This window comes from Halolactibacillus alkaliphilus (genome assembly GCF_900115465.1).
Taxonomy (GTDB): domain Bacteria; phylum Bacillota; class Bacilli; order Bacillales; family Amphibacillaceae; genus Halolactibacillus; species Halolactibacillus alkaliphilus.
On the sequence record NZ_FOWN01000040.1, the window covers coordinates 1 to 22,543 of the forward strand.

The following is a 22,543-nucleotide window of genomic DNA, read 5'->3' on the forward strand; positions in this document are numbered from 1 at the left end:
TGACGATATATTATACTGCATAGAAGCATGGGCAAACGACGCCTTTCCAGCCGCTATCAGTGCCGTTTGCGGCAAGACACTTAAACATCTCTGATAACGTTTAATAAAACTCAATTTTTCCATAAATGTTGTCTCACATGACTTACACTTATATCGGCGCTTCTTTACGTGTAATGTTAATGGCTTATGAAGACCACCAATAGACTCGACTGTTTGGTCGAAATACGCATGAACCTTTCTTGTACGTGCTTTACACTTCGGACATTTTTGTGTTTTTACCTTCGTTGTTATCCATGCTTGTAACTTTGACTTTGATTCATCCACATTCCATAATTCCACATGCTTATCTTCAATTCCTAACAATTTTATGATAAACTTGTCTTGCACTTATACCCCTCATTCCTCTATTTTTTTCGTCGATTATAGTTTAACAAATGAGGGTGTATAAGTGTATTTTTTAGATATAAGATAAGGGCATGTCAGATCAAGGGGTACCACCACATTTAGTATAGAGCCAATTGTTTGAAGCACCGGAATACAGCCGAATACTCGGTGAGGTGACTAAAAAGATGCAAGAGATAGATGAAGCCCTGGATATCCCGATTCCCTCATTATAAAATATCGGGAATCCAGAATACATTAAATTACGTAAGCAATGGCAGACCTTTGTATTGAAGTTAATTAGATGTATTCTATTTCCGACAACTAAGAAAGTTGTTCAACCAAAACTTCAAGTAGCTTATAAAAATATGCAAGGCTTTTACGTCAACGCACCTAAGCGTAGTAAAACAGATGTGAAAAAGATCTTAGGGTATATTGGTGGGTATATGAAACGGGGTCTCATTGCCTTACATCGTATTATTTATGATTAGAAAACCGTAACAATCTACCATGGAAGTACAAAATAACTTTTAGTTAACCCTAAAGAGATGATCCAATCGAAAGATTGGAGGCAAAGCATCAAGGAATCCTTTGGCTATAATTCATCAAAATGTTTAAAATGTGGCAATGTATTGAAGTACAGAGGGACAGTTGCGTTTAAAAATGGACAACTAGAAGTGCGATATGTGAATGATAAATAGGCCAAAGATTATATTAACCGTGAGGTTGAGAGAATTGAGTCAGAATCGAACAAAACCACAAAAAACAGAAGCAGTCATCAAGAAGTATCGTTTCAGCTGGTGGGAACGTTGAAATCGTCTGACGGATTTGTAAAGTTAAGGAAGATGTACCGAAAGAAGTTGTTAAAAAGTTTGATATCATGGATATGGGGGATCACCAACGGTTTAGTTGTGAAAAGTGTGGAGGAGAAATGCTTCCTGTGTATTATAAAACCCTTCATGGCATCACTTTAAAAAATCCAGCATGAAAAGAAAAGCTTAGCTAGCCTCTAGCGTAAAAAGTAGAGGCTATGTTGGGCTTTTCTTAAGACTCAGAAATAAAGATATTGAAACTTTGATATTAGACAAAGACACAAAGTGAATTGTCAGTATTCAAATGAAGGCAGCTACTACTTTCCAACTAAACAAGTATTGGCTGGATAGGTTATTTAAAAGCAATACAACATGTACATATGATGAGGTAGGTACCATAGCTTTAAAGAAAGTGCCACATTAAAGTTAGTAAGCGGTCTTTGCTTAACTGACATATCTAGTGGGCATCAAATAGTTTAAAACTGAAAATGAAGGAATTTGAATTATTATTTTATCTCTAAATGCATTTTCAGTTCGGCTTTAACTGATAGCAAATGTTCTTCATCTAATTTATAATAGTAAAGGTCGGTTATCATATCTGAGCCCTCTAAAGTGAGAGTTTCAATTCGGAAATCTTTATCTAGTAAATAGGTAGAGAGATTTGTCATATCTTTTGAATTTATATCTGTCGCCATATTATCACCCACAGCTGTAAGTAATCGATTATAGTTCAGTATGGCATTTACAGATAAAGCACGATCAAACATCGCCTTAATTATTTCTTGTTGACGTTTTCCGCGTTCAATGTCATTATCATATCGACGAGTACGGGCTAGTGCTAAAGCTTCTTCTCCATCTAATCTCTGTTCGCCTGGTAATAAGTGAATAGCATTTTTTGTATCATTGGAGTCCATTTCATACATCTCATAAGGAACCTCTACATCGATACCTCCTAAAGCATCAACTACATCGATAAAAGCATCAAAGTTGACTTTAACGTAATAATCAACGGGAATTTCAAATAAATGTTCAACAGTAAGAATAGCTCCTTTTGTGCCGTCGTATGAATGAGCATGATTGATTTTAGTGTATGTGTCACGAAGCGGTAAATAGACGTAGGAGTCCCGCGGTATTGTGACCATCTTCACACTGTGTTCTTCCCTATTGAATGTGGCTAATATTAAAGTGTCAGACAAGCCGTTTGTGTTTTCGATAGACCGCCCACCTCCACGATCCACACCAATAAATAAAATGCTAATATTATCTTTATCAGTACTGATTTTATCTGTTCTCAATTCCGAACCATCTTCACGTCCATCATCAACATAAGAATTATCGACAGTGCTCATCGCTTGATTTACCATATGCCAACCATATCCTATACCAGATGCAATGATAACTAAAGAAAAAATCACAAAAAACTTGAGGCGCTTCTTTCTTTTAGTCTTTTTCATATCCTTTTTATATTGCGTGCGAAGTACTGTATTTTCATTATCCATCACTAAATCTCCTATTAATCAAAGTATGTAATATATTATACATGATAAAACAAGCTTTGACTATGAAACTCTCTGTACTATTTATAATGTAATATGTAGGTCAAAACATTTACTATACAGAAAAAACACTGCAATTTACACAACTGCAGTGTTTTACTTTATTAATCACTTGATGCGTTTAGCAATATCTAAAACTAACTGTTTAACGTCTTCCCCAATTTCCTTGTTTTGCATCGCAAACTCTAGTGTCGTTTGAACGAAGCCGAACTTTTCACCAACATCATAGCGCTTACCTTCAAAATCATACGCATATACCTTTTGGATTTCATTTAACATTTGAATCGCATCCGTTAGCTGGATCTCACCGCCTGCGCCAATTTCTTGACGCTCTAAGAAACGAAAAATCTCAGGGTTGAAAATATAACGCCCAAGAATAGCTAAGTTAGATGGTGCAGTACCTGGTGCTGGTTTTTCTACAAAGTTATTCACTTCATAAAGTCGATCGTTCGCAGTTCCAGGATCAACAATACCGTATCTGTGTGTCACGGATTCGTCTACCTGCTGAACACCGATAATGGATGACTCTGTTTTTTCGTATTGTTTAATAAGCTGTTTAAGGCAAGGAATATCACTTTGAACAATATCATCACCTAAAAGCACGGCAAAAGGTTCGTTGCCGATAAATTTACGTGCACACCAAACGGCGTGACCTAATCCCTTAGGTTCTTTTTGTCTAATGTAATGAATATCGGCTAGTTTAGTCGACTGTTCTACTTTTTTAAGTAATTCTATTTTATCCTTCTCTTTTAAGTTTGCTTCAAGCTCTGGCGCGAAATCAAAATGGTCCTCAATCGCCCTTTTTCCCTTGCCAGTCACAATAATAATGTCCTCAATACCTGAAGCCACAGCTTCTTCAATAATGTATTGAATAGTTGGCTTATCGACAATCGGTAACATTTCTTTTGGCATCGCTTTTGTAGCTGGCAAAAAACGTGTTCCTAATCCAGCTGCGGGTATGATTGCTTTTTTTACTTTTTTCATTATGTGCCTCCGTTAAGTATCGTGTTAAGTAATTATTGAACATATTACACAAATAGTAACACTTTCCAAATGTAAAAACTAGAGTTGGTTAGACGTATTTTAAAATTAACTGCACTAAACCAATAAGTAGACAAATTTTTCAAAGTTATACAGCTGCTTTTATGGTTCTTTATATGCTCAATTAAATGGAATAGAAGTTTTGGTAGGATATCTAATTGATTAGGACCACGAGCGCAATAACCTTATAGCTGATGAATGCATCATAATAAACGCTTTTTTCATCACTAGTGTCGCATAAAAAATTCAGATTATTTTAAAAATATTCATAATCTTCTGAAAGTATATTTTTATATGAAAAAATCCTTTATAATGGTTAGGTGGTAGTAAACCGATCCAAATCCAAAATAAAGGACAAACACATGGATAAGTTTACTGGAAAAACATCATTGGAACAATGGTTTTCGCAAATTTCTTCAGATTTTTTAGAAGAACAAATTGAAAACTATCAATTAGACCATTATGTCAAAAAACTATATACAAAAAGCTTTTTGAAATTACTATTTTATGCGCAAATAAACGAAACAGAGAGTTTACGTGCTTTAAGTGACCACCTATTTTCTGAGAATCTTCAAAAAGAAACGGCTCTTGGCTCAATCAGCTTTTCGCAATTAGGACGTCGATTAAATAAAATTCCAACGGAATTTTTTAGATCTCTTTTTCTTAAGTTAGTTGCCGATATCCAGGAAAAATCGGATTTTAATCATCAACGAAAAGTGACAATGCCCCTCAAGATCATTGATTCAAGTACGCTACCATTGAATCTGCAAAGATATCCATGGGCGGAGTTTCGACAGACAAAAGTGGGAGCGAAATTACATCTACGCCTTGTCTTTGCTGAGAAGGGTTGTTCATATCCTGATCAAGTGACTCTTACAAATGCTAAGACGCACGACCGCTCGCAACTAGAAGTATTTGTTGATGATAAATCCTGCATGTATGTGTTTGATCGTGGATATTTAGACTACAAAAAATTTGACCAAATGGCTGATGAAGGCTAGTACTTTCTTACGCGTCTTCGGAAAAATGCCGTTATTCGTTCGTTAAAGACGATCAAACTTTTTGAAGGCTCAGAAATCATTTCTGACGAAATGATTGTTACTGGTTCCACTCAAACACGATGCGAGAACACTTCTAGATTGATAAAGATTTATGACAACAAAGGTGACATACTGAATCTCATTACTAATCGATTTGACTTAAGCGCTAAAGATATCGCGGACATGTATAAATCGCGCTGGGCTATTGAACTTTTCTTTAAATGGATCAAGCAACACCTGAACATTAAGACTTTCTATGGCAGAAGTGAGCAAGCGGTACATAATCAGATATATGCCGAGCTGATTACTTATTGTTTGCATGTTCTCATTCACCTTGAAACAAATAGTAAAAAGACTTATCTAAGGATTACACGCTTACTAAAAGCAAGTTTATGGGATTCGCCTCGTGTGTGGATAAGTGCGATTCAAGGAAAATCAGTGCCGTGAGGCATCTAACTAACTATCTGTCGCTCTAAATTTTAAAATAGTTAAAAAATGGATGGTTTCTACCTTTATTCAGGTGCTTCCTTTTTTGTCAAAAAAATAATTGAATGTAGTTCAGAATATTCTAATTATAATTATGCGATGCTAGTGATTCAATCTAACCTAAATATTAAGAAAATAGTGTCGATATTGTCATAAGATGTCTCATTTGAGTAGTGGAATAATCGCCTGTTGCAAAAACAATTTTTAACAATTTTTATCCTTATTCTGTGTTATAATAACTTTTATGTTGCCATTTGTATGTTGGTAACATATCCTAATCATAGTGTGGCTTTTTTAAAAAATATAGTTAGTGTGTCATTAACATAGATGAAAGTAGCATTCGTCTTATGTATAAACATTTAGGAGGCTTTATTGTATGGAAGAATCGATTTCATTAAGCGAACTGTTTCAAGTGCTGAAGAAACGTTTAGGTATGATTATTGCGTTGTCTTTAGTAGCGGCAGTTATAAGTGGTATATTTACGGTGTTTGTTGTGACACCAGAATATGCTGTTAGCACGCAATTCTTGGTTAGTCAGCGTGATACAGAACAAACGAATACTATTCAATCTACAGATATTCGGACGAATTTAGAATTAATCAATACATATAACGTCATCATAAAAAGTAGTCGTATTTTGGAAAGCGTCATTGATGAGCTTAATCTTCCCTTGTCAGCTTCAACGCTGAGCAACATGATCAGTGTAACAAATGAAAATCAATCGCAAGTCGTAACTGTTCGTGTGACAGACACTGACCCGCTCCGCGCGGAGCGGATTGCGAATACGACCGTCGCTGTGTTTCAAGAAGAAATTCTTGAACTCATGAACGTCGATAATGTAAATGTATTAAATCTTGCTGAGGCCGGAGCAAATCCTCAGCCTGTGAGTCCTAATTTAACGCTTAATATTGCGATTGCATTTGTTTTAGGTTTAATGGTGGCAGTAGGTATCTCATTTTTACTGGAATTTTTAGATACGACGGTCAAGTCAGAAGAAGACATTGAAAACATCTTGGATATTCCTGTGATGGGGACAATCTCTCATATTACGGAAGCTGATTTAAATAATCATGTGGCACCAGAAGTCAATCGCCGGATGAAGCGTGAAGGGAGAGTGCAATAATGGTGAGAAGAAAAAAAACAACCGAAACAAACGTTTAGACACTTAATCACAAAATTAAATCCTCGTTCACCAATCTCAGAACAATACCGGACGATTCGAACCAATCTCCAATTTGCTGCTGTAGATAGTGATTTGCGCACGCTCTTGATTACGTCTTCAGGTCCAGGAGAAGGTAAATCTTCTACAACTGCTAACCTTGCTCTTGTGTTCGCGCAACAAGGAAAAAAAGTTTTACTTGTTGATGCCGATTTACGGAAACCGACCGCACACTATACTTTCCGGGTTGATAATCGTGTGGGATTAAGTAGTGTTCTCGTTGGAGAAATGGATTACCTAAAAGCCGTAGACGCGTCTGAAGAAGAAAACCTGGATATTTTATCATCAGGTCCTATTCCTCCTAACCCATCTGAATTGTTAGGTTCAAAAGCCATGCAACACTTTATCGAACAAGCAAAAGAAAGTTATGACTTAATTATTTTTGATACACCACCGGTACTTGCTGTTACAGATGCCCAAGTTTTAGCTAACCTTGTTGACGGTACCCTCTTTGTTGTGAGAAGTAAAGCGACAGATCAAGAGTCTGCAAAGAAAGCTAAAGAGCTACTCGCACCAGCAAAAGCTAAACTATTAGGCGCTGTCCTTAATGATAAAGAAGTAAGTAAAAATAGCTATTATTACTACGCGAATTAATACATTGAACAATAGTTAGAGAATGTTTTCATCTTACACAGATGTGTAGATGAGAGCATTCTTTTTTTGTTTTAAGTGTGTCAATGTAATCATCGTATTCGAATGGCTTCTTGTCGTATTTCATTAAAAATAAGCACTAATGTTAGTTCGTCAGAACTAGAAGAAGAAAAGTTTGAACATTTTGTTAATAATGAAAAAATAGCTAAAAGTAATGTGTAACAAGCATTTTCATGCTGTACAGGCAAGGATTCTTCCAAATGGAAAGCTAAAAATAATTGGAAATTGTAAAAATGTCATTAATTTCATAAGTGATTTGTGTTATAGTATAATTAATTAGGAAATATGGCACTTAAAACATACATATTTTTTCAAATGTCGGTAGATTGTATTTTAATAAGGCGAAAATATATAGTGAATTGGTTATACGAAAATTTCCATAGATTGTTATTTAAGGAGGGTATCACGTGTGATAGATGTACACCACCATATTTTACCGGGCTTTGGTAAAGGTGCAACGTCAATGGAAGAGGCTGTGCTTATGGCACAACTTGCTGAACAAGAGGGGATTACGACGATTATCGCCACACCCATTAGAGATATGACAAAAACGTCATTAAAAGAAGCTATCATCGATAAGGCAAGACAGTTAAATGAACGTTTAACATCTGAAGGTGTAGCTGTTACCGTCATTCCTGCACAACACGTACCACTCTATAGTGAACTATTAGATGACCAAGAAAAGGGTCATTTACTTAGTGTTAATGACACGAACGATTACTTGTTTTTAGATTTTCCACAACAACAAGTCCCGTTGTATGCTGAGCATTTTATTTATGAATTACAACAACGGCACATGACACCAATCATTGTGCATCCAGAATGCAACCCAGCGTTTCTAGATCATCCTGAGCGGTTGTATGATTTAGTCAGACAAGGTCTCCTTGTCCAGTTATCTAGTCAAAGTATTCTTGGTCAACATGGGAAGAAAGTGAAGCAGTTTGCGAACAAATTAATTGAAGCTAACCAAGCGCACTTTATTGGTTCAAATGCTGCGCGTCCAGATAGAAAAGGCATTGGTTTAAAAGCAGCCTATTATGACGTGCGAAAAGTCTTCGGTAAAAGTACGACGGACATGTTTCATGAAAATGCCGTTGCTTTAACGCAAGGGGCGTCAATTTACCTACTTGAGCCCACACGCGTAAAGTTAAAGGGATCAAGCTTCAAGTCATTTTTAAAATTTCGTTAAATATACAAAGGCTATTTTTAATGCTAGAAAGTCAAACGGTTAGTTGAGCGTCTTTCGCATGAACGGGCCGTGGTTTTTACATTTCATATGAGAAACAATCAGTCAACCTCTCGTTGACTTATTTCTTTTTAAACGGTTGTTGTCTAACGTAATTCAGATTATTTTAAGTCTTTGAACGTGCCTCGTGTCTTAGTCTAGTAAACTTGCAGGTTAAACAGGGCATCTGGTCTGGTCTGATGAGCGCTTTACATCACTCTGCTAACGCTACTATTAAACGTCGAACACATTTTTAGAGATGATAATATCATGTTGCAATTATGAGAAAGTTAGAGGAGGAAAAGGTAATTAACCTATTATGAGGAAGTAGACAGCATTTAGTTGTATTTTAAGTGGGATAATTTCCGGTCGTTTCCTAGTATCTGTATCTCTGGTCTTGTTTTTTGTATGAAATTACCGAAAGAATACACTTTTTGTGGTTTTAAATCGTGGTAAAATCTGCTATACTTTTTGATAGAAAGATTTAAAAGGAGCTACCCGTATGATTGATATACATTGTCACATACTGCCTGGGGTTGATGACGGCGCAAAGCACATGGAAGAAAGCGTTCAAATGGCCCGACTCGCTTATGACCAAGGGATACACACCTTGATAGCTACACCGCACCACCGGACGCACCGGTATGATAATGAACAAGCCTCTGTTTGTCAGGCTGTCGAGAAATTAACCGCACGCTTAGAGGCAGAAAAACTACCTTTAACGATTTATCCTAGTCAGGAGATACGCCTACATAAAGAAATGGTTTCGACATTTAATCGACAAGAACTGTTAACACTTGCCGGTAGCCGATATGTACTAATAGAGTTACCTTTTGATGATGTACCAGCTTATACAGAACACCTTCTATATAACTTACAGAGTCAAGGTCTCGTGCCAGTAATCGCACACCCTGAACGCTATCCGTACTTTGCTAAAGATCTATCGCTTTTATATGACTATATTGAAGGCGGTGCACTCGCTCAAGTGACAGCGGGCAGCTTGACTGGCGCATTTGGTAAAAAAACAAAGAAAGTCGCTGAGAAAATGGTAACGCACCATCTTGTTCAGTTGATCGCGACTGATGCTCATAACTTATCTGGCCGTACGTTTGATTTACTAGAAGGTTATCGTGCATTAGAAAAAGTAGCAGGTAAAGAAACGGTACGTGCGTTTAAACACCATACTGAACAACTGTTACGAGATGAACCAATCCGTTATGTGTACCCGAAAAAAGAAAAACCAAAACGCTTATTCGGCCTTATCTAAAGGCTAGGCTTTTAAAAGCGTGATAGGGTGTAGTGCCTGAATGTCGTGCACTTTGAAGACCATTGCCACTAGTCATGCGTCAAAAACGACTAGGATGTGTTTTAAATCTTCACGCTAGATAAGAATAAATATTTAGAGAGGTCTGAGTCAGTGAGTGTGCGTGACTGAGACCTGAACTTTATAAAGAAGTATGAGCACTTGACCGTTTTCTTTAAGTGTTACTATGTCTTACGTGCTTTTTTTATGTGAAAATTCCGAAAAAAGAAAGAAGGGGTACGATGAGTTACAAACGCCGTATGCTATTATTAATTCTACTAGATTCTATCATCGTTGCTTCAGCTGTATTTATATCCGCCTGGATTGTGTATCCATCGATGGACGTATTTAATATGGACACATTAGCGATCTCGGCTGTGACGCTATTACTTGCCCACCATTGTTACGCATTTATTTTTAAGTTGTATCATAAGGTATGGGCCTATGCGAGTATTAGTGAGTTGGTTGCGATTGTTAAAGCGGTCAGTTTATCGATTTTAACGACAGGTATCGTGCAATTTTTTGTGAATGACTTTTCTGTGTACCGTCGTGGCCTAGTCGTGACGTGGTTGTTACATATTTTATTTATTGGTGGGTCACGCTTTAGTTGGCGTGTGTACCGTGACCGGTTTATCGCAGACCAAAGCGGTAAAAAACGAGCGCTCATTGTTGGTGCTGGTTCTGCTGGTGCGATGATTGCGCGGCAATTAAAATACGAAGCCCAACATACAGAACTTTGTCCGATTGGCTTTATTGATGACGATCCGGATAAACAAAAGTTAGAGCTCTATAACTTATCTGTTCTTGGCATGAGTGAGGACATTCCTTCCTTGGTAAAAAGAGAACGGGTAGATCATATTGTTATCGCTATGCCTTCTCAAACGAATGGTCATTTAAAGCGAATCATCGCGTTATGTAATGAGACGAAAGCGAAAGTGCAAATCTTACCGAAGATTGAAGACATTGCTTCCGGTAAAGTAAGCATTAAAGCGCTACGTAATGTCGATGTAGAAGATGTGCTTGGTCGTCCATCTGTTGAATTAGACATTGAGGCGATTCGTCAAGATATTACGGGTGAGACGGTACTTGTCACAGGTGCAGGTGGATCGATTGGTTCTGAGATTACGAGGCAATTAATGAAGTTTAAACCGAAAAAAATGATTTTACTTGGTCATGGTGAGTACAGTATTTATAAAATTGATATGGAGCTCAAGCAAATTTATAAACATAGCGGGATTGAGATTGTGCCAATCATTGCGGATGTTCAAGATAGACAACGGATATTTGATATCGTTGAGACATATCAACCTAAATTCATTTATCACGCGGCAGCTCATAAACATGTGCCATTAATGGAGTATAATCCGCATGAAGCGGTTAAAAACAATGTGATTGGTACAAAAAATGTTGCTGAAGCTGCTGATTATCATCGCGTGGATACGTTTATTTTAGTCTCAACGGACAAAGCAGTTAATCCGACCAATGTGATGGGGGCAACCAAGCGGTTAGCGGAGATGGTCGTTGAGGACTTAGGTCGAAAGAGCGGGACGACGTTTGCGGCGGTGCGGTTTGGTAATGTGCTTGGTAGTCGTGGGTCAGTGATTCCTCTCTTTAAAAAGCAAATTGAAGCAGGTGGGCCGATCACTGTGACGCATCCAGATATGACGCGTTACTTTATGACGATTCCCGAGGCGTCACGCTTAGTGATTCAAGCGAGTACACTCGCCGAAGGCGGAGAAGTGTTTGTACTTGATATGGGCGAACCGGTGAAAATTGTTGATCTTGCGAAAAACTTAATTAAACTCTCCGGCTTATCAGAGGATGATATAAAAATTAACTTCTCTGGTATTAGACCGGGTGAGAAGATGTATGAAGAACTGTTAGATGATAAAGAAGTCTTGCCAGGTGAAGTGTATGAAAAAATCTATGTCGGAAAAACTGGGAAAATCGATATGGAAAGTGTGTTACAATTAATAGCGAGATTTATAGAGTATAATCCAGACCAGTTAAAGCATGCCTTAATGGAGATTGTCTATCACCAGAATAAAGAAAGAGTGGAAGCGGCCCTTACTGCGAGTGGTTGATGGTTTAAAAGATAAAAGTGTTAGGAAATCAGTGATAACGTTCGTCGTAAACGTATACCTTCTGTAAATGTTGTGAAGTTTTTTCTTTACTATGATCTATAGAAAAGGGATGAAAAACATGAAGGCGAAAGAAGCGGGCTTTACGTTGGTTGAGTTATTATCGGTTCTAGTTATATTGGCCATCCTCATCGCAATAGCCGTTCCGGTAATAAGTTATATTATGACGCGAGCTGAGCGTGAAAGCTGTCAAATAAGTGTCAGAAAGATCGAAACATATTATCATAACTATTTGGCAGTTGAACATCTTAACCATTCTGACTCTCTGTTTAATTCATTTCTGATCGAACACATTGACCGTCAATCTAACAAACACCATTACACATATGTAGATGGAGAAGTAAAGTGTTCGATTCATAACACAAATGATTCAGAAGAAGATTCACCAGTAGAAGAAGTACCTTGGCTATAAGGACCTCTTGTTCATTAAGAGGTCTTTTCTTTTCTGATTGGGTGATTAGATCGACGTGAGTATGATGAAAGGATAAACACAAGATATAGCATAAAAACAGACTGAAAATATATTTTACATACAATATATAGATTTTAGACTTATTTTATACATAAATTAGGAAATTAGAGGTGTACAACACACCTAAATATACATAACTGAAGCAGGGGGAAATATCATGGTTTACTTAAAGATTAAAAGATTAATAGATATCATACTTTCGGGTTTAGGACTAATCATTTTAGCTCCTGTTTTTTTATTACTTATATTAGCTATTAAAGTTGACTCAAAAGGTCCAGTGCTTTTCAAACAGAAAAGAGTCGGGATCCATAAGAGTCATTTTCATATATTGAAGTTCAGAACAATGAGAATTGATACTCCATCTGATATGCCTACTCATCTCTTAGAAAATCCGGATCAGTGGATTACAAAGGTAGGAAAGTTCTTAAGGAAAACTTCCCTCGATGAACTACCACAAATCATCAACATCTTTAAAGGTGAGATGAGCATTATTGGCCCAAGACCAGCGCTGTGGAATCAATATGATCTTATTGAAGAAAGAGATAAATACGGTGCGAATGACGTGCCAGTAGGTCTTACAGGATGGGCACAGATTAATGGTAGAGATGAGTTGCCTATAGAGGTTAAGGCAAAGTTGGATGGAGAGTATGTTAAGAAGAAAAGTCTTTGGTTTGACTTGATATGCTTCATCGGAACGTTCACAGCTGTTCTTAAGAGCAAAGGCGTTATTGAAGGTGGAACTGGGGTTATTACAAAAATGACTAAAGACAAAGAAGAGAGTAGATAAGTCCTTTTTATAGGAGTAAATCTGCTTATTGGGGTGACAAAATGAAAAAGATATTAATCACTGGTAAGAACAGTTACATAGGTACATCTCTAGAGAATTGGCTCATGAGAGAACCTGATAAATATAAAATAGATTCGGTTGATATGAAAGATGGGTCATGGAAAGAGAAGGACTTTTCTCAATATGATGTTGTGTTTCATGTGGCTGGGATTGCTCATGTTTCTTCTGATCCAAAGATGGAAGACCTCTACTACAAAGTAAATAGAGATTTAACTATTGAAACTGCTGAGAAGGCCAAGGCAGAAGGTGTAAAGCAGTTCATTTTTATGAGTAGCATCATTGTCTATGGCGATAGCAGCAATAGCAAGAGAGTAATTGATAGAAATACAGTTCCAACACCTAGTAACTTCTATGGAAATAGTAAGCTGCAGGCAGAGGAAGGCATCAAACACTTAGAGTCAGTTGATTTCAAGATTGTTGTGCTTAGACCACCTATGATTTATGGGAAAGGGTCTAAAGGTAACTATCCAAGACTTGCAAACATGGCTAAGAAGATTCCTGTATTTCCTGACATCGATAATGAGCGAAGCATGCTTCATATAGATAATCTTTGTGAGTTTATCAAGGTTATGATTGACCATGAAGAGACAGGGTTTTACTTCCCGCAGAACAAAGAGTATGTGAAGACAAGTGAACTGGTTAGATTGATTGGTGAAGTGCATGGGAAGAAGATATGGATGACTAAAGTGTTTAATCCTGTGTTGAGATTGATGTTTGGGATTGGAATAGTGAATAAGGTATTCGGCAATTTGGTTTATGAGAAGTCCATGAGTGACTACGATAAAGCGAATTACCAAATAAGAGATTTTAGAGAATCTATTAAGTTGACGGAGTGTGGAGATTGATGGGGGAGAAAAGAGTTTTAATACTAGCATCTGTTGCATCTATGATAGACCAGTTTAATATGCCTAATATAGAATTGTTAATCAATATGGGGTATGAAGTTCACGTGGCTTGTAATTTTATAGAAGGGAATACATGCTCGAATGAGAGAATAAATGTCCTTAAAAATAACCTAATGAAGTTGAGTGTGAAATTTCATCAAATAGATTTCAAGAGAAATGTCATGAAATTTTCAGACAATATCAAAGCGTATAATCAAGTAAAAAATCTGGCAAATGATAATAAATATAAATTCATACACTGTCATTCTCCAATCGGAGGGGTAGTTTCTAGATTAGTTGGAAAAGCAACAAAAACAAAAGTAATTTACACAGCACACGGTTTTCACTTTTTTAAAGGTGCACCTTTGAAGAACTGGATTATTTATTATCCAATTGAAAAATGGTTATCGAGATATACTGATGTACTGATTACTATTAATAAAGAAGATTACAATAGAGCTAAGAATAAATTTAAAGCCAAAAAAATTGAATATATACCAGGGGTAGGTCTTGATGTGGATAAATTTCAAAATGTAATGGTGGATAAAAAAGCTAAACGAGATGAGATAGGTATATCCGAAGAAGTATTTATAATTTTATCGGTAGGAGAACTTAATAAAAATAAGAACCATGAGGTTGTTATTAGAGCAATTGCGAAAATAGATAATCCTAGTATTCATTATTTAGTTTGTGGACAAGGGAATTTAGACGGGTACTTAAGAAATTTAAGCAAAGAATTAGGTATAGAAAATCAAGTGAATTTACTAGGATTTAGAAAAGATATACCTGAAATATGTAAAGTTTCAGATTTATTTGCTTTTCCTTCATATAGAGAAGGTTTATCAGTGGCTTTAATGGAAGCTATGGCAAATGGATTGCCGGTAGTGTGCTCTAATATTAGAGGAAATTCAGATTTAATAGAAGATGGAAAAGGTGGATATTTGGTCGAACCTGCTGATGTAGAAGGGTTTGCTAAATATATTAAAGAATTAATATCAGATAGTGACATAAGAATCGAGTTTGGTAAATTTAATCACAAAAAGATAGAGAACTACTCTATTGAGAATGTTTTATGTGAGATGGAAAAGATTTATAAATTACAAAATGAAGGTGTTTAAATGAGACAGAAAAAGTTACAGTATTTAACCATACAGCAGTTTACTTTTTTAGCTTACTTAGCTTTAACAACATTAATGTTCTTCTTAGCTATGTCCCAAGGTAATGAAGGGGTAACCTTCAGACTATTTGGTGGTGGTGATGATGGATATTTTTATTGGATTCAAGCTCAAAATGTTGCTGCTGGTAATGCATGGATAAGGACATCTATATACCCACTGATAATAGGAACGTTGATGAAAGTCACAGGAGTTGAGAGTGTCTATTTAATTAGATTATTTAACTACATAGGTTTTTTATTGCTAGTTACATTCTCTTTAAAAATAATAAGAATCCAATTCAAAATAGATGACAATAAGATTGGTCAAGAATATAAATACAAAGCTCAAACGCTATTATTAGTTAGTTATTTATTATATGCAAGCCTACAGATGAATCTTAATTTTTCAATACTTAGAGATATTTGGATATACACAGTGTATATTTTATCAACTTATTTAAGCATTAAATTGATTTTTCACAAGAAAAATAGATTTTTCTATTTCGTTGTATTAGCAGTTTCTATATGGTTATTAGGCGAATTTAGGGGATATGCAATGCTTTCATTTTTGTTATCTCTTGGAATCCACTTTGCTTACACAAAGGTGAAATTACTTAAAAAACCAAAGTGGCTTGCATTTATTGGTGTTGGAGCATTTGCTATGTATTATAGCTTTTTTATGGATTTAACAGTTTCAGGTATGTCGTTAAGAAGAGCTTTAAATTATAGAGAGGCAGCATTAGATTTTCATTCAGGTGGAAGTCAGATGTGGATTAGCTTAGATCAATCAAATTTCATTTTTTTCTTAATTAACTATGTGCATAGCTATATAGGAAACTTAATAGGTCCATTGCCGTGGCACATCTCAGGAGTAAGTACATTATTTATATTTTTAGTTGAAACTATACCTATGATTTTAATACTGAGATTTTTATGGAAAAAAAGAAATCTATTAACTAAGGTGCAAAGGTATATTCTATTACATGGCTTTGTGTGGGTAAGTTTGATTGGATTTACAAATGACAACTTAGGAACAGCTTCAAGGCTAAGACCTGTAGCATGGATACTGATATTGATTGTCTTTGTTGTTGTTTACGCAAAAAATAGATATCTTAAAGATTCAACTAGAAAACAGGTGGTGGTTAAATGATAAAAATATTATTTATGAGAAGTGAAAATGCATTCCTTCCAGAAGTAGATGCTTATATAGATTACTTTAATAAAACTAAAGAATTTAATGCTTATGACTCATCAAAAATTAAAGATTATAAGTTAGAAGATTTTGATGTAATATGGGAGTTTAAAGGATTTGGTGGGGTAAAGAAAAGCAAAAATCAAATACTTATTCATGAGTATGCGTCCTTATCTACCGGAAAATTTCCAATACTAAAAAACTTTATCAAATCAAAGCTTAATCCTAAGCCTGATTTAAGAGTATTCTTAAATGAAAATGTCAAAGAAGGCTTTAGGTTTAATGATGGTGTAAATTTTTGTTATAGAGATATGGGGATTGACGAGCAATTCATATTAAAAGACAAGGTTGAAAAAGAATATGATTTTGTTTATGTAGGCTCAATTGGAAAAGAGAGAGAGATGGACAAGTTTTTAAAAGTATTCATAGAGAAAGATAACGGGACATTATGTTTAGTAGGTAATGTAGAAGATGAAATATACAGTGAGTACAAAGATCATAAGAACTTAATTTTCACAGGAAAAGTTCCATATTCTGAAGTACCTAAAATTGCGGCTAAAGCAGAGTATGGAATTAACTTTATGCCAGACAAGTATCCTTTTAATATTCAAACATCTACAAAATTATTGGAGTACTTAGCTCTAGGATTAAAAGTTGTAACAACGGATTATAAATGGGTTAGGCAATTTGAGGATATGCATAATTGTTCTTTTTATAAATTAGACTACAATAACTTGAGCTTTGATAAGGACAGTATCAAAAAACATCAGTTTGTTAGTGGGTTTAGAGCAGATGAGTATTTGTGGAGTAATATAATTGAAAAATCAGGTATCAAGAATAAATTAATTGAAATATTTAACAACGATTTAAAGTAGATAAGTTTCGGGAGGAAAAATATGGCAAACAAGTTTAGATCTAAACTCAAAACACATCCAAAGTTATATTCAATATTAAGGAAAATATACTTTTTAAAGGAACAGTTAAAATTTTCTGTAATACGTGCTTTTTCAACGCTTTTTTTTATACTACCTATTAAAAAAAACAAAATTATTATATGTAATTATTTTGGTAAAGGGTATGGAGACAATGGAAAATACATAGCTGAAGAAATAATAAAACAAGGCTTAGATTATGATATGGTGTGGATGTTAAAAAGAGAGTTAGTTGGAAATACAGAACTTCCAAATAGTATTAGAGTTGTAAAATATAAATCAGTAAAAGCGCTATATGAAATGGCAACAGCTAAGATCTGGATTGACAATAGTAGAAAAGAGTTTTATCCGATAAAAAGAAAAGGGCAATATTACATTCAGACATGGCATAGTCCATTAAGGTTGAAAAAAATCGAGAAAGATGCAGAGTTAGACTTAAGTCCTGAGTATGTTAAATCTGCTATAAAAGATTCAAATAATACAGATTTAATAATTTCAGGTTGCGACTCCAGTTGGAATATATATAGGAATTCTTTTTGGTATGACGGTGAAATTCTTAAAACAGGAACGCCTAGATGTGATTTGTTTTTTCAAGATGATAAGGATATAAAAGAAAAGGTTATGAATTATTTTGGTCTAGCCCCTAAGTCCAAAATAATACTATTTGCTCCTACTTTCAGAAGAAACAACTCTTCAGAAGCTTACACTTTAGAATATAAAAAAATACTCAAAATACTAGAAGAAAAATATGGAGAGGATTGGTTTTTTCTAGTAAGATTACATCCAAATGTATCTTCTTTGTCAGAATCCATGAAATATAGTGATAAAGTTTTGAATGCTACAAATTATGATGATATGCAAGAACTCCTATGTGCGATTGATATTCTTATTACAGATTATTCATCTTCAATGTTCGACATGGCTATAGCGCGCAAACCATGTTTTTTACATGGTAAGGATATTGAGGAATATATAAGTAATGAAAGGGAAATGTATTTTAGCTTTGATCAATTACCCTTTGATTTTTCTAAGACAGATGAAGAGTTGCTTTATAATATAAGGTTATTTAATGAAGCTAATTATAAAAGAAAACTTGATAAATTTTCAAAAGAAATTAACTTGTATGAGGATGGAACTGCTTCAATGCAATTGGTTGAAAAAATAAAAAATATCACATAAAAAATAAAAGAATAATTAGGGGTGAGAGTATGAGTAATATAATTTCGGATTTTACACATAAGTTCAAAACGGATGAATTATCAATTTATGAAACTGAGTATTGGCTTTGGTCACTACGACCAGTTCAGTGTACTCTCGGGGCAGGTGTATTATCATTAAAAAGAGAGTGTTCGAATTTTAGTGAGTTGAAGCAAGAAGAATTTTCAGATCTTTATAATGTTATTAAGGTAATTGAAGATACATTAAAAAATGTTTTTGACTATGACAAAATAAATTACCTAATGCTAATGATGATAGATAAACAAGTACATTATCATGTTATTCCTAGGTATAAAGATGAAGTCAAATTTAATAGTAAATCATGGATTGATTCAGGCTGGCCTGGAATACCAAATTTGGCAGGAGATGAAGCAGATATAAATTTGTCAAATGATATTATAAGAAATATCAAAGATAATTTAGCTTTATAAGATGATGAAGGTTATTATATCAAGGGAGGAATAATTTTGAAAAAATACAAAGTAGGATATACAACAGGTGTATATGATATGTTTCATATTGGACATCTTAATATATTGAAAAAAGCTAAGGAGCAATGTGAGTATTTAATTGTTGGAGTTACGACAGATGAATTAGTATCATATAAAAATAAAAAAGCTATTATACCTCATGAAGAACGGATGGCGATAGTAGAAAGTATTAAATTTGTTGATCAAGTCGTATCCCAAGAAAGTATGGATAAAATGGCGGCGTGGGATAAGTATAAGTTTGATGTAATGTTTGTAGGAAGTGACTGGAAGGGTACGGACAAATGGAATGAATTTGAGCGACAATTTGGCAAAGTAGGAGTAGACATTGTCTATTTCCCTTATACGCAAGGAACATCTTCAACGAAGCTAAGAAATGTTTTGGATAAGATAATGAAAAATGATGATAGTTCAAGTGGAGTTAAATAAATTATAAGGGAGAGAAAAATAAAATTTCTTCTTTAAAATAAAGGAGAATACAAGCGGATGAAAAAAACAGCAATTCTATTAATTTTAATATCAATTATATCTAAAGTTATTGGATTTGGGAGAGAGATAATTTTAGCGTATTTTTATGGGGCCTCAAATATTAGTGATGCTTATATTATATCTATGACAATTCCGACTGTTGTATTTGCATTTATTGGTAGTGCTATTTCCACGGCTTTTATACCTATGTACACTAAAATAGAAAAACATAGTGGTGAAGGTCAGGCGAATAGCTATACAAATAATCTAGTTAACCTGTTGATGATAGTAAGTACAATTATTGTTTTTTTGGGACTGATATTCACAAAACAAATAGTTTTTATTTTTGCTTCGGGTTTTGAAGGTGAGACATTAGCCTTGGCGATAAGATTTACAAGGGTTAGCCTATTAGGAATCTATTTCACTTCTTTAGTATATGTTTTTAATTCATTTCTTCAAATAAAAGGAAATTATGTGACTCCTGCTTTAGTTGGCTTCCCTATGAATATCATTATAGTTTTGTCAATAATATTAAGTTACTATACAAGTGTGATTTTATTAGCGGTAGGCGTTGTTTTATCTGTTTTAGCTCAGTTTGTTTTTTTGATACCTTCGATATATAAGAAAAGTTTCAGATATAAAAAAATAATAGATGTTAAAAACCCTCAAATAAAGAATATGATGTACTTAGCCCTTCCAGTTATTTTAGGGGTTGCGGTAAACGATATAAATGTAATAGTTGATAGAACAATAGCTTCGCAGCTTGCTACTGGTGGTATATCGGCATTAAATTATGCACAGAGATTAAATGGATTTGTTCAAGGTATTATTGTTGTTTCAATATCTACAGCTATGTATCCACTGATCTCAAAAATGGCAGTAGAAAACAATTATAAAGATCTAAAGAAAACATTATCAGAGGCTATTGTTGGAACATCTATGTTAATAATGCCATGCACTTTAGGAGCAATGATATTTTCTACTCCCATTATAGAAACATTGTTTGGAAGAGGAGCTTTTGACACACAAGCTATAGAAATGACATCTAATGCTTTATTTTTTTATGCTTTAGGTATGACTGGAATAGGTTTAAGACAAATACTTTCGCGGCCATTTTATTCTATGCAAGATACTAAGACACCTGTGATTAATGCCTCTATTGGAATGGTTATAAATATTTTTCTAAATATTATATTATCAAGATATCTAGGTATTGGAGGTCTTGCCTTAGCAACAAGTATATCCGCTACAATTACAGCGCTACTTCTATTCATAAGCTTGAGAAGAAAGATAGGGCCATTTGGCATGAAGCAAATTAGCATTTCATTTCTAAAAGTTTTATTTGCTTCAATGGTTATGGGATTAGCCTCTAAAGTGAGCTTTAACCATCTAGAAAACATCTTAACGCGTAACATATCACTATTTATTGCAATAGGCATCGGTGCAATCATTTATTTTGTGATTTTATATTTTATGAAGATAGAGGAAGTAGATGTTATGATTAGAGCTTTGAAGAAAAAGCTTGGAAGACGAGTTGCATAGGAGGGAGATATTAGAATATGAACATATTAGTAACTGGAGGCCTAGGATTTATCGGCAGCCATACAACAATAGAACTAATTAAAAATAACCATGAAGTAATCATTGCTGATAATCTTATCAACTCAAAGATTGAAGTGCTGGACAAGGTATCTAACATAACAGACATTAAACCAACTTTCTATCATATAGATGTGACGGATGAAGCAAAGGTAGAGGAAATATTCAATAACCATAAAATCGATGGTGTGATTCACTTCGCTGGCCTTAAGGCAGTAGGGGAGTCTGTATCTAAGCCACTTGAGTATTATTATAATAATTTAGTTTCTACGATGGTGCTTAGTAAAATGTGTGTAAAGCACGGAGTACAAAAGTTTGTATTTAGCTCATCAGCGACTGTCTATGGTGATCAACCATCACCACTTAAAGAAGATATGGAGCTTAAAAAGACAACTAATCCATATGGCGAAACCAAGGCTATGAGCGAGAGAATCTTGTCAGACACATCGAATGCTAATCCTAACTTCGCAGTTAGTCTATTAAGGTATTTCAATCCAGTAGGTGCTCATGAGAGTGGTTTGATTGGAGAGGATCCTAATGGAATCCCTAATAATTTAATGCCTTTCGTGACGAAGGTGGCTAAAGGGCAGTTAGAGAAATTAAATGTTTTTGGAGACGATTATGATACTATTGATGGGACAGGCGTTCGTGACTATATCCACGTAGTTGATTTAGCAAAAGGTCATGTAAAGGCCATTGAGAATCTTAAAGATGGTGTTAATATCTATAACTTAGGGACAGGCAGAGGTACTTCAGTATTGGAACTTGTAAGTGCCTTTATGAAGGTTAATAATATAGATGTTCCATATGAGATAGTAGGTAGACGTTCTGGAGATATTGCTATCTGCTATGCTGATGCAAGTAAAGCAGAGAGAGAACTTGAGTGGAAGGCAGAACTTACTATAGAAGATATGGTTAGAGATGCCTGGAAGTTTGAAAAGAATAATATATAATACAACTTTTATCATAAGTAGTAGATAACCAAGTCACCTATTGATATTAGAAGTAGACACCCTAGAACGGGCATAGATAAATAAGCAACTGTGTCCGTTTTGTTTTTAGGTGGAGTTTTCGGAATATTCAGGGGAAATATAATCATTCGTTTAGGATGGACTTCCCTCAAGGTCCAATGGATGAACGCAACAAGCCAGCTAAACTTATGAAGGAGGGATGCCTTATGATATTTAGAGGTGTAAAAGGTTTAATAAAATCAATCAAACTTAATGGCATTTCATTTAATGTAGGTTTTATTGGGTTGAATTTTGCTGGAAGTTCATCCTAAGTGAATGATATAAGATGTGAGGAGGGTAAATGTATGCGCAGTATATTAGGGAATTTGGATAGGTTATACTTAACTGGACAGATTTCTTAAGGTGAATTAGAATAAACTAATAACCTTAAGGAGGCCATAAATGCCAAGTAAAAGACCAAG

Annotated in this window: 19 protein-coding genes and 2 pseudogenes; 18 read left to right on the forward strand and 3 right to left on the reverse strand. The window is 34.9% G+C overall.

Annotated features, from left to right (window positions below):
* The coding region (locus BM163_RS12330; RefSeq protein WP_143088231.1) for a transposase family protein at nt 1-387 on the reverse strand (387 nt) is incomplete at its 3' end.
* Nucleotides 388-644: 257 nt separating this feature from the next.
* On the opposite strand from BM163_RS12330, the pseudogene BM163_RS12335 reads away from it, so the two are divergent.
* A pseudogene (locus BM163_RS12335) lies at nt 645-869 on the forward strand (IS91 family transposase); the annotation flags it as partial.
* A gap of 830 nt (nt 870-1,699) precedes the next feature.
* Here BM163_RS12335 and BM163_RS12340 read toward each other — a convergent pair.
* Both BM163_RS12340 and galU read right to left on the reverse strand, forming a co-directional pair.
* A complete protein-coding gene (locus tag BM163_RS12340; RefSeq protein ID WP_089803492.1) occupies nt 1,700-2,692 on the reverse strand; it encodes an LCP family protein in 993 nt (330 codons plus the stop codon).
* A 165-nt stretch (nt 2,693-2,857) separates the two neighbouring features.
* Nucleotides 2,858-3,733, reverse strand: coding sequence for a UTP--glucose-1-phosphate uridylyltransferase GalU (galU, locus tag BM163_RS12345; protein WP_089803493.1), 876 nt, complete (start codon nt 3,731-3,733; stop codon nt 2,858-2,860).
* 419 nt (nt 3,734-4,152) lie between these two features.
* Between galU and BM163_RS12350 the strand changes: the two are divergent.
* The 17 genes and pseudogenes from BM163_RS12350 to galE all read left to right on the forward strand — a co-directional run bounded on the left by BM163_RS12350 (nt 4,153) and on the right by galE (nt 22,064).
* Nucleotides 4,153-5,277: pseudogene (locus BM163_RS12350) on the forward strand (IS4 family transposase).
* A 415-nt stretch (nt 5,278-5,692) separates the two neighbouring features.
* On the forward strand, nt 5,693-6,439 hold the full coding sequence (locus BM163_RS12355) for a YveK family protein (protein ID WP_089803494.1): 747 nt from the start codon (nt 5,693-5,695) through the stop codon (nt 6,437-6,439).
* Nucleotides 6,440-6,571: 132 nt separating this feature from the next.
* The gene (locus tag BM163_RS12360; RefSeq protein ID WP_371859518.1) at nt 6,572-7,129 is read left to right on the forward strand and encodes a CpsD/CapB family tyrosine-protein kinase; all 558 of its coding nucleotides are present in this window, start codon (nt 6,572-6,574) and stop codon (nt 7,127-7,129) included.
* Between the two features lie 466 nt (nt 7,130-7,595).
* Nucleotides 7,596-8,375, forward strand: a complete 780-nt coding sequence (locus BM163_RS12365; RefSeq protein WP_089803496.1) for a tyrosine-protein phosphatase — start codon at nt 7,596-7,598, stop codon at nt 8,373-8,375.
* A gap of 538 nt (nt 8,376-8,913) precedes the next feature.
* Entirely contained in the window at nt 8,914-9,678 is a 765-nt protein-coding gene (locus BM163_RS12370; RefSeq protein ID WP_089803497.1) for a tyrosine-protein phosphatase, read from the forward strand.
* Between the two features lie 278 nt (nt 9,679-9,956).
* Nucleotides 9,957-11,798 (forward strand): polysaccharide biosynthesis protein, encoded by a 1,842-nt coding sequence (locus tag BM163_RS12375; protein WP_089803498.1) that lies wholly within the window; start codon nt 9,957-9,959, stop codon nt 11,796-11,798.
* A 118-nt stretch (nt 11,799-11,916) separates the two neighbouring features.
* Complete coding sequence (locus tag BM163_RS12380) at nt 11,917-12,267, forward strand: type II secretion system protein (RefSeq protein ID WP_170243737.1); 351 nt, start codon at nt 11,917-11,919, stop codon at nt 12,265-12,267.
* Between the two features lie 217 nt (nt 12,268-12,484).
* Nucleotides 12,485-13,114: a sugar transferase gene (locus BM163_RS12385; protein WP_089803500.1), complete on the forward strand. Its 630-nt coding sequence runs from the start codon at nt 12,485-12,487 to the stop codon at nt 13,112-13,114.
* Nucleotides 13,115-13,155: 41 nt separating this feature from the next.
* A complete protein-coding gene (locus BM163_RS12390) occupies nt 13,156-14,019 on the forward strand; it encodes an NAD-dependent epimerase/dehydratase family protein (protein ID WP_089803501.1) in 864 nt (287 codons plus the stop codon).
* On the forward strand, nt 14,019-15,176 hold the full coding sequence (locus tag BM163_RS12395) for a glycosyltransferase family 4 protein (protein ID WP_089803502.1): 1,158 nt from the start codon (nt 14,019-14,021) through the stop codon (nt 15,174-15,176). Before BM163_RS12390 ends, BM163_RS12395 begins: the two co-directional genes overlap by 1 nt.
* Nucleotides 15,177-16,364: a hypothetical protein gene (locus BM163_RS12400; protein ID WP_089803503.1), complete on the forward strand. Its 1,188-nt coding sequence runs from the start codon at nt 15,177-15,179 to the stop codon at nt 16,362-16,364.
* Nucleotides 16,361-17,281, forward strand: coding sequence for a glycosyltransferase (locus BM163_RS12405; protein ID WP_089803504.1), 921 nt, complete (start codon nt 16,361-16,363; stop codon nt 17,279-17,281). The genes BM163_RS12400 and BM163_RS12405 overlap by 4 nt, the downstream gene beginning before the upstream one ends.
* A gap of 21 nt (nt 17,282-17,302) precedes the next feature.
* Nucleotides 17,303-18,517, forward strand: a complete 1,215-nt coding sequence (locus BM163_RS12410; protein WP_089803505.1) for a CDP-glycerol glycerophosphotransferase family protein — start codon at nt 17,303-17,305, stop codon at nt 18,515-18,517.
* A gap of 29 nt (nt 18,518-18,546) precedes the next feature.
* On the forward strand, nt 18,547-18,987 hold the full coding sequence (locus BM163_RS12415) for an HIT family protein (RefSeq protein WP_089803506.1): 441 nt from the start codon (nt 18,547-18,549) through the stop codon (nt 18,985-18,987).
* A 36-nt stretch (nt 18,988-19,023) separates the two neighbouring features.
* Nucleotides 19,024-19,473: an FAD synthase family protein gene (locus tag BM163_RS12420; RefSeq protein ID WP_089803507.1), complete on the forward strand. Its 450-nt coding sequence runs from the start codon at nt 19,024-19,026 to the stop codon at nt 19,471-19,473.
* Between the two features lie 57 nt (nt 19,474-19,530).
* The gene (gene murJ, locus BM163_RS12425; RefSeq protein ID WP_089803508.1) at nt 19,531-21,054 is read left to right on the forward strand and encodes a murein biosynthesis integral membrane protein MurJ; all 1,524 of its coding nucleotides are present in this window, start codon (nt 19,531-19,533) and stop codon (nt 21,052-21,054) included.
* A gap of 17 nt (nt 21,055-21,071) precedes the next feature.
* On the forward strand, nt 21,072-22,064 hold the full coding sequence (galE, locus tag BM163_RS12430) for a UDP-glucose 4-epimerase GalE (protein ID WP_089803509.1): 993 nt from the start codon (nt 21,072-21,074) through the stop codon (nt 22,062-22,064).
* Nucleotides 22,065-22,543: the final 479 nt, after the last annotated feature.

Excerpts from the sequence above, each read along its gene's own strand:
- BM163_RS12340 (WP_089803492.1), bottom strand. The coding sequence starts at position 2,692 with ATGGATAATGAAAATACAGTACTTCGCACGCAATATAAAAAGGATATG.
- galU (WP_089803493.1), bottom strand. The coding sequence starts at position 3,733 with ATGAAAAAAGTAAAAAAAGCAATCATACCCGCAGCTGGATTAGGAACA.
- BM163_RS12355 (WP_089803494.1), top strand. The coding sequence starts at position 5,693 with ATGGAAGAATCGATTTCATTAAGCGAACTGTTTCAAGTGCTGAAGAAA.
- BM163_RS12370 (WP_089803497.1), top strand. The coding sequence starts at position 8,914 with ATGATTGATATACATTGTCACATACTGCCTGGGGTTGATGACGGCGCA.
- BM163_RS12375 (WP_089803498.1), top strand. The coding sequence starts at position 9,957 with ATGAGTTACAAACGCCGTATGCTATTATTAATTCTACTAGATTCTATC.
- BM163_RS12380 (WP_170243737.1), top strand. The coding sequence starts at position 11,917 with ATGAAGGCGAAAGAAGCGGGCTTTACGTTGGTTGAGTTATTATCGGTT.
- BM163_RS12385 (WP_089803500.1), top strand. The coding sequence starts at position 12,485 with ATGGTTTACTTAAAGATTAAAAGATTAATAGATATCATACTTTCGGGT.
- BM163_RS12390 (WP_089803501.1), top strand. The coding sequence starts at position 13,156 with ATGAAAAAGATATTAATCACTGGTAAGAACAGTTACATAGGTACATCT.
- BM163_RS12395 (WP_089803502.1), top strand. The coding sequence starts at position 14,019 with ATGGGGGAGAAAAGAGTTTTAATACTAGCATCTGTTGCATCTATGATA.
- BM163_RS12400 (WP_089803503.1), top strand. The coding sequence starts at position 15,177 with ATGAGACAGAAAAAGTTACAGTATTTAACCATACAGCAGTTTACTTTT.
- BM163_RS12405 (WP_089803504.1), top strand. The coding sequence starts at position 16,361 with ATGATAAAAATATTATTTATGAGAAGTGAAAATGCATTCCTTCCAGAA.
- BM163_RS12410 (WP_089803505.1), top strand. The coding sequence starts at position 17,303 with ATGGCAAACAAGTTTAGATCTAAACTCAAAACACATCCAAAGTTATAT.
- BM163_RS12415 (WP_089803506.1), top strand. The coding sequence starts at position 18,547 with ATGAGTAATATAATTTCGGATTTTACACATAAGTTCAAAACGGATGAA.
- murJ (WP_089803508.1), top strand. The coding sequence starts at position 19,531 with ATGAAAAAAACAGCAATTCTATTAATTTTAATATCAATTATATCTAAA.
- galE (WP_089803509.1), top strand. The coding sequence starts at position 21,072 with ATGAACATATTAGTAACTGGAGGCCTAGGATTTATCGGCAGCCATACA.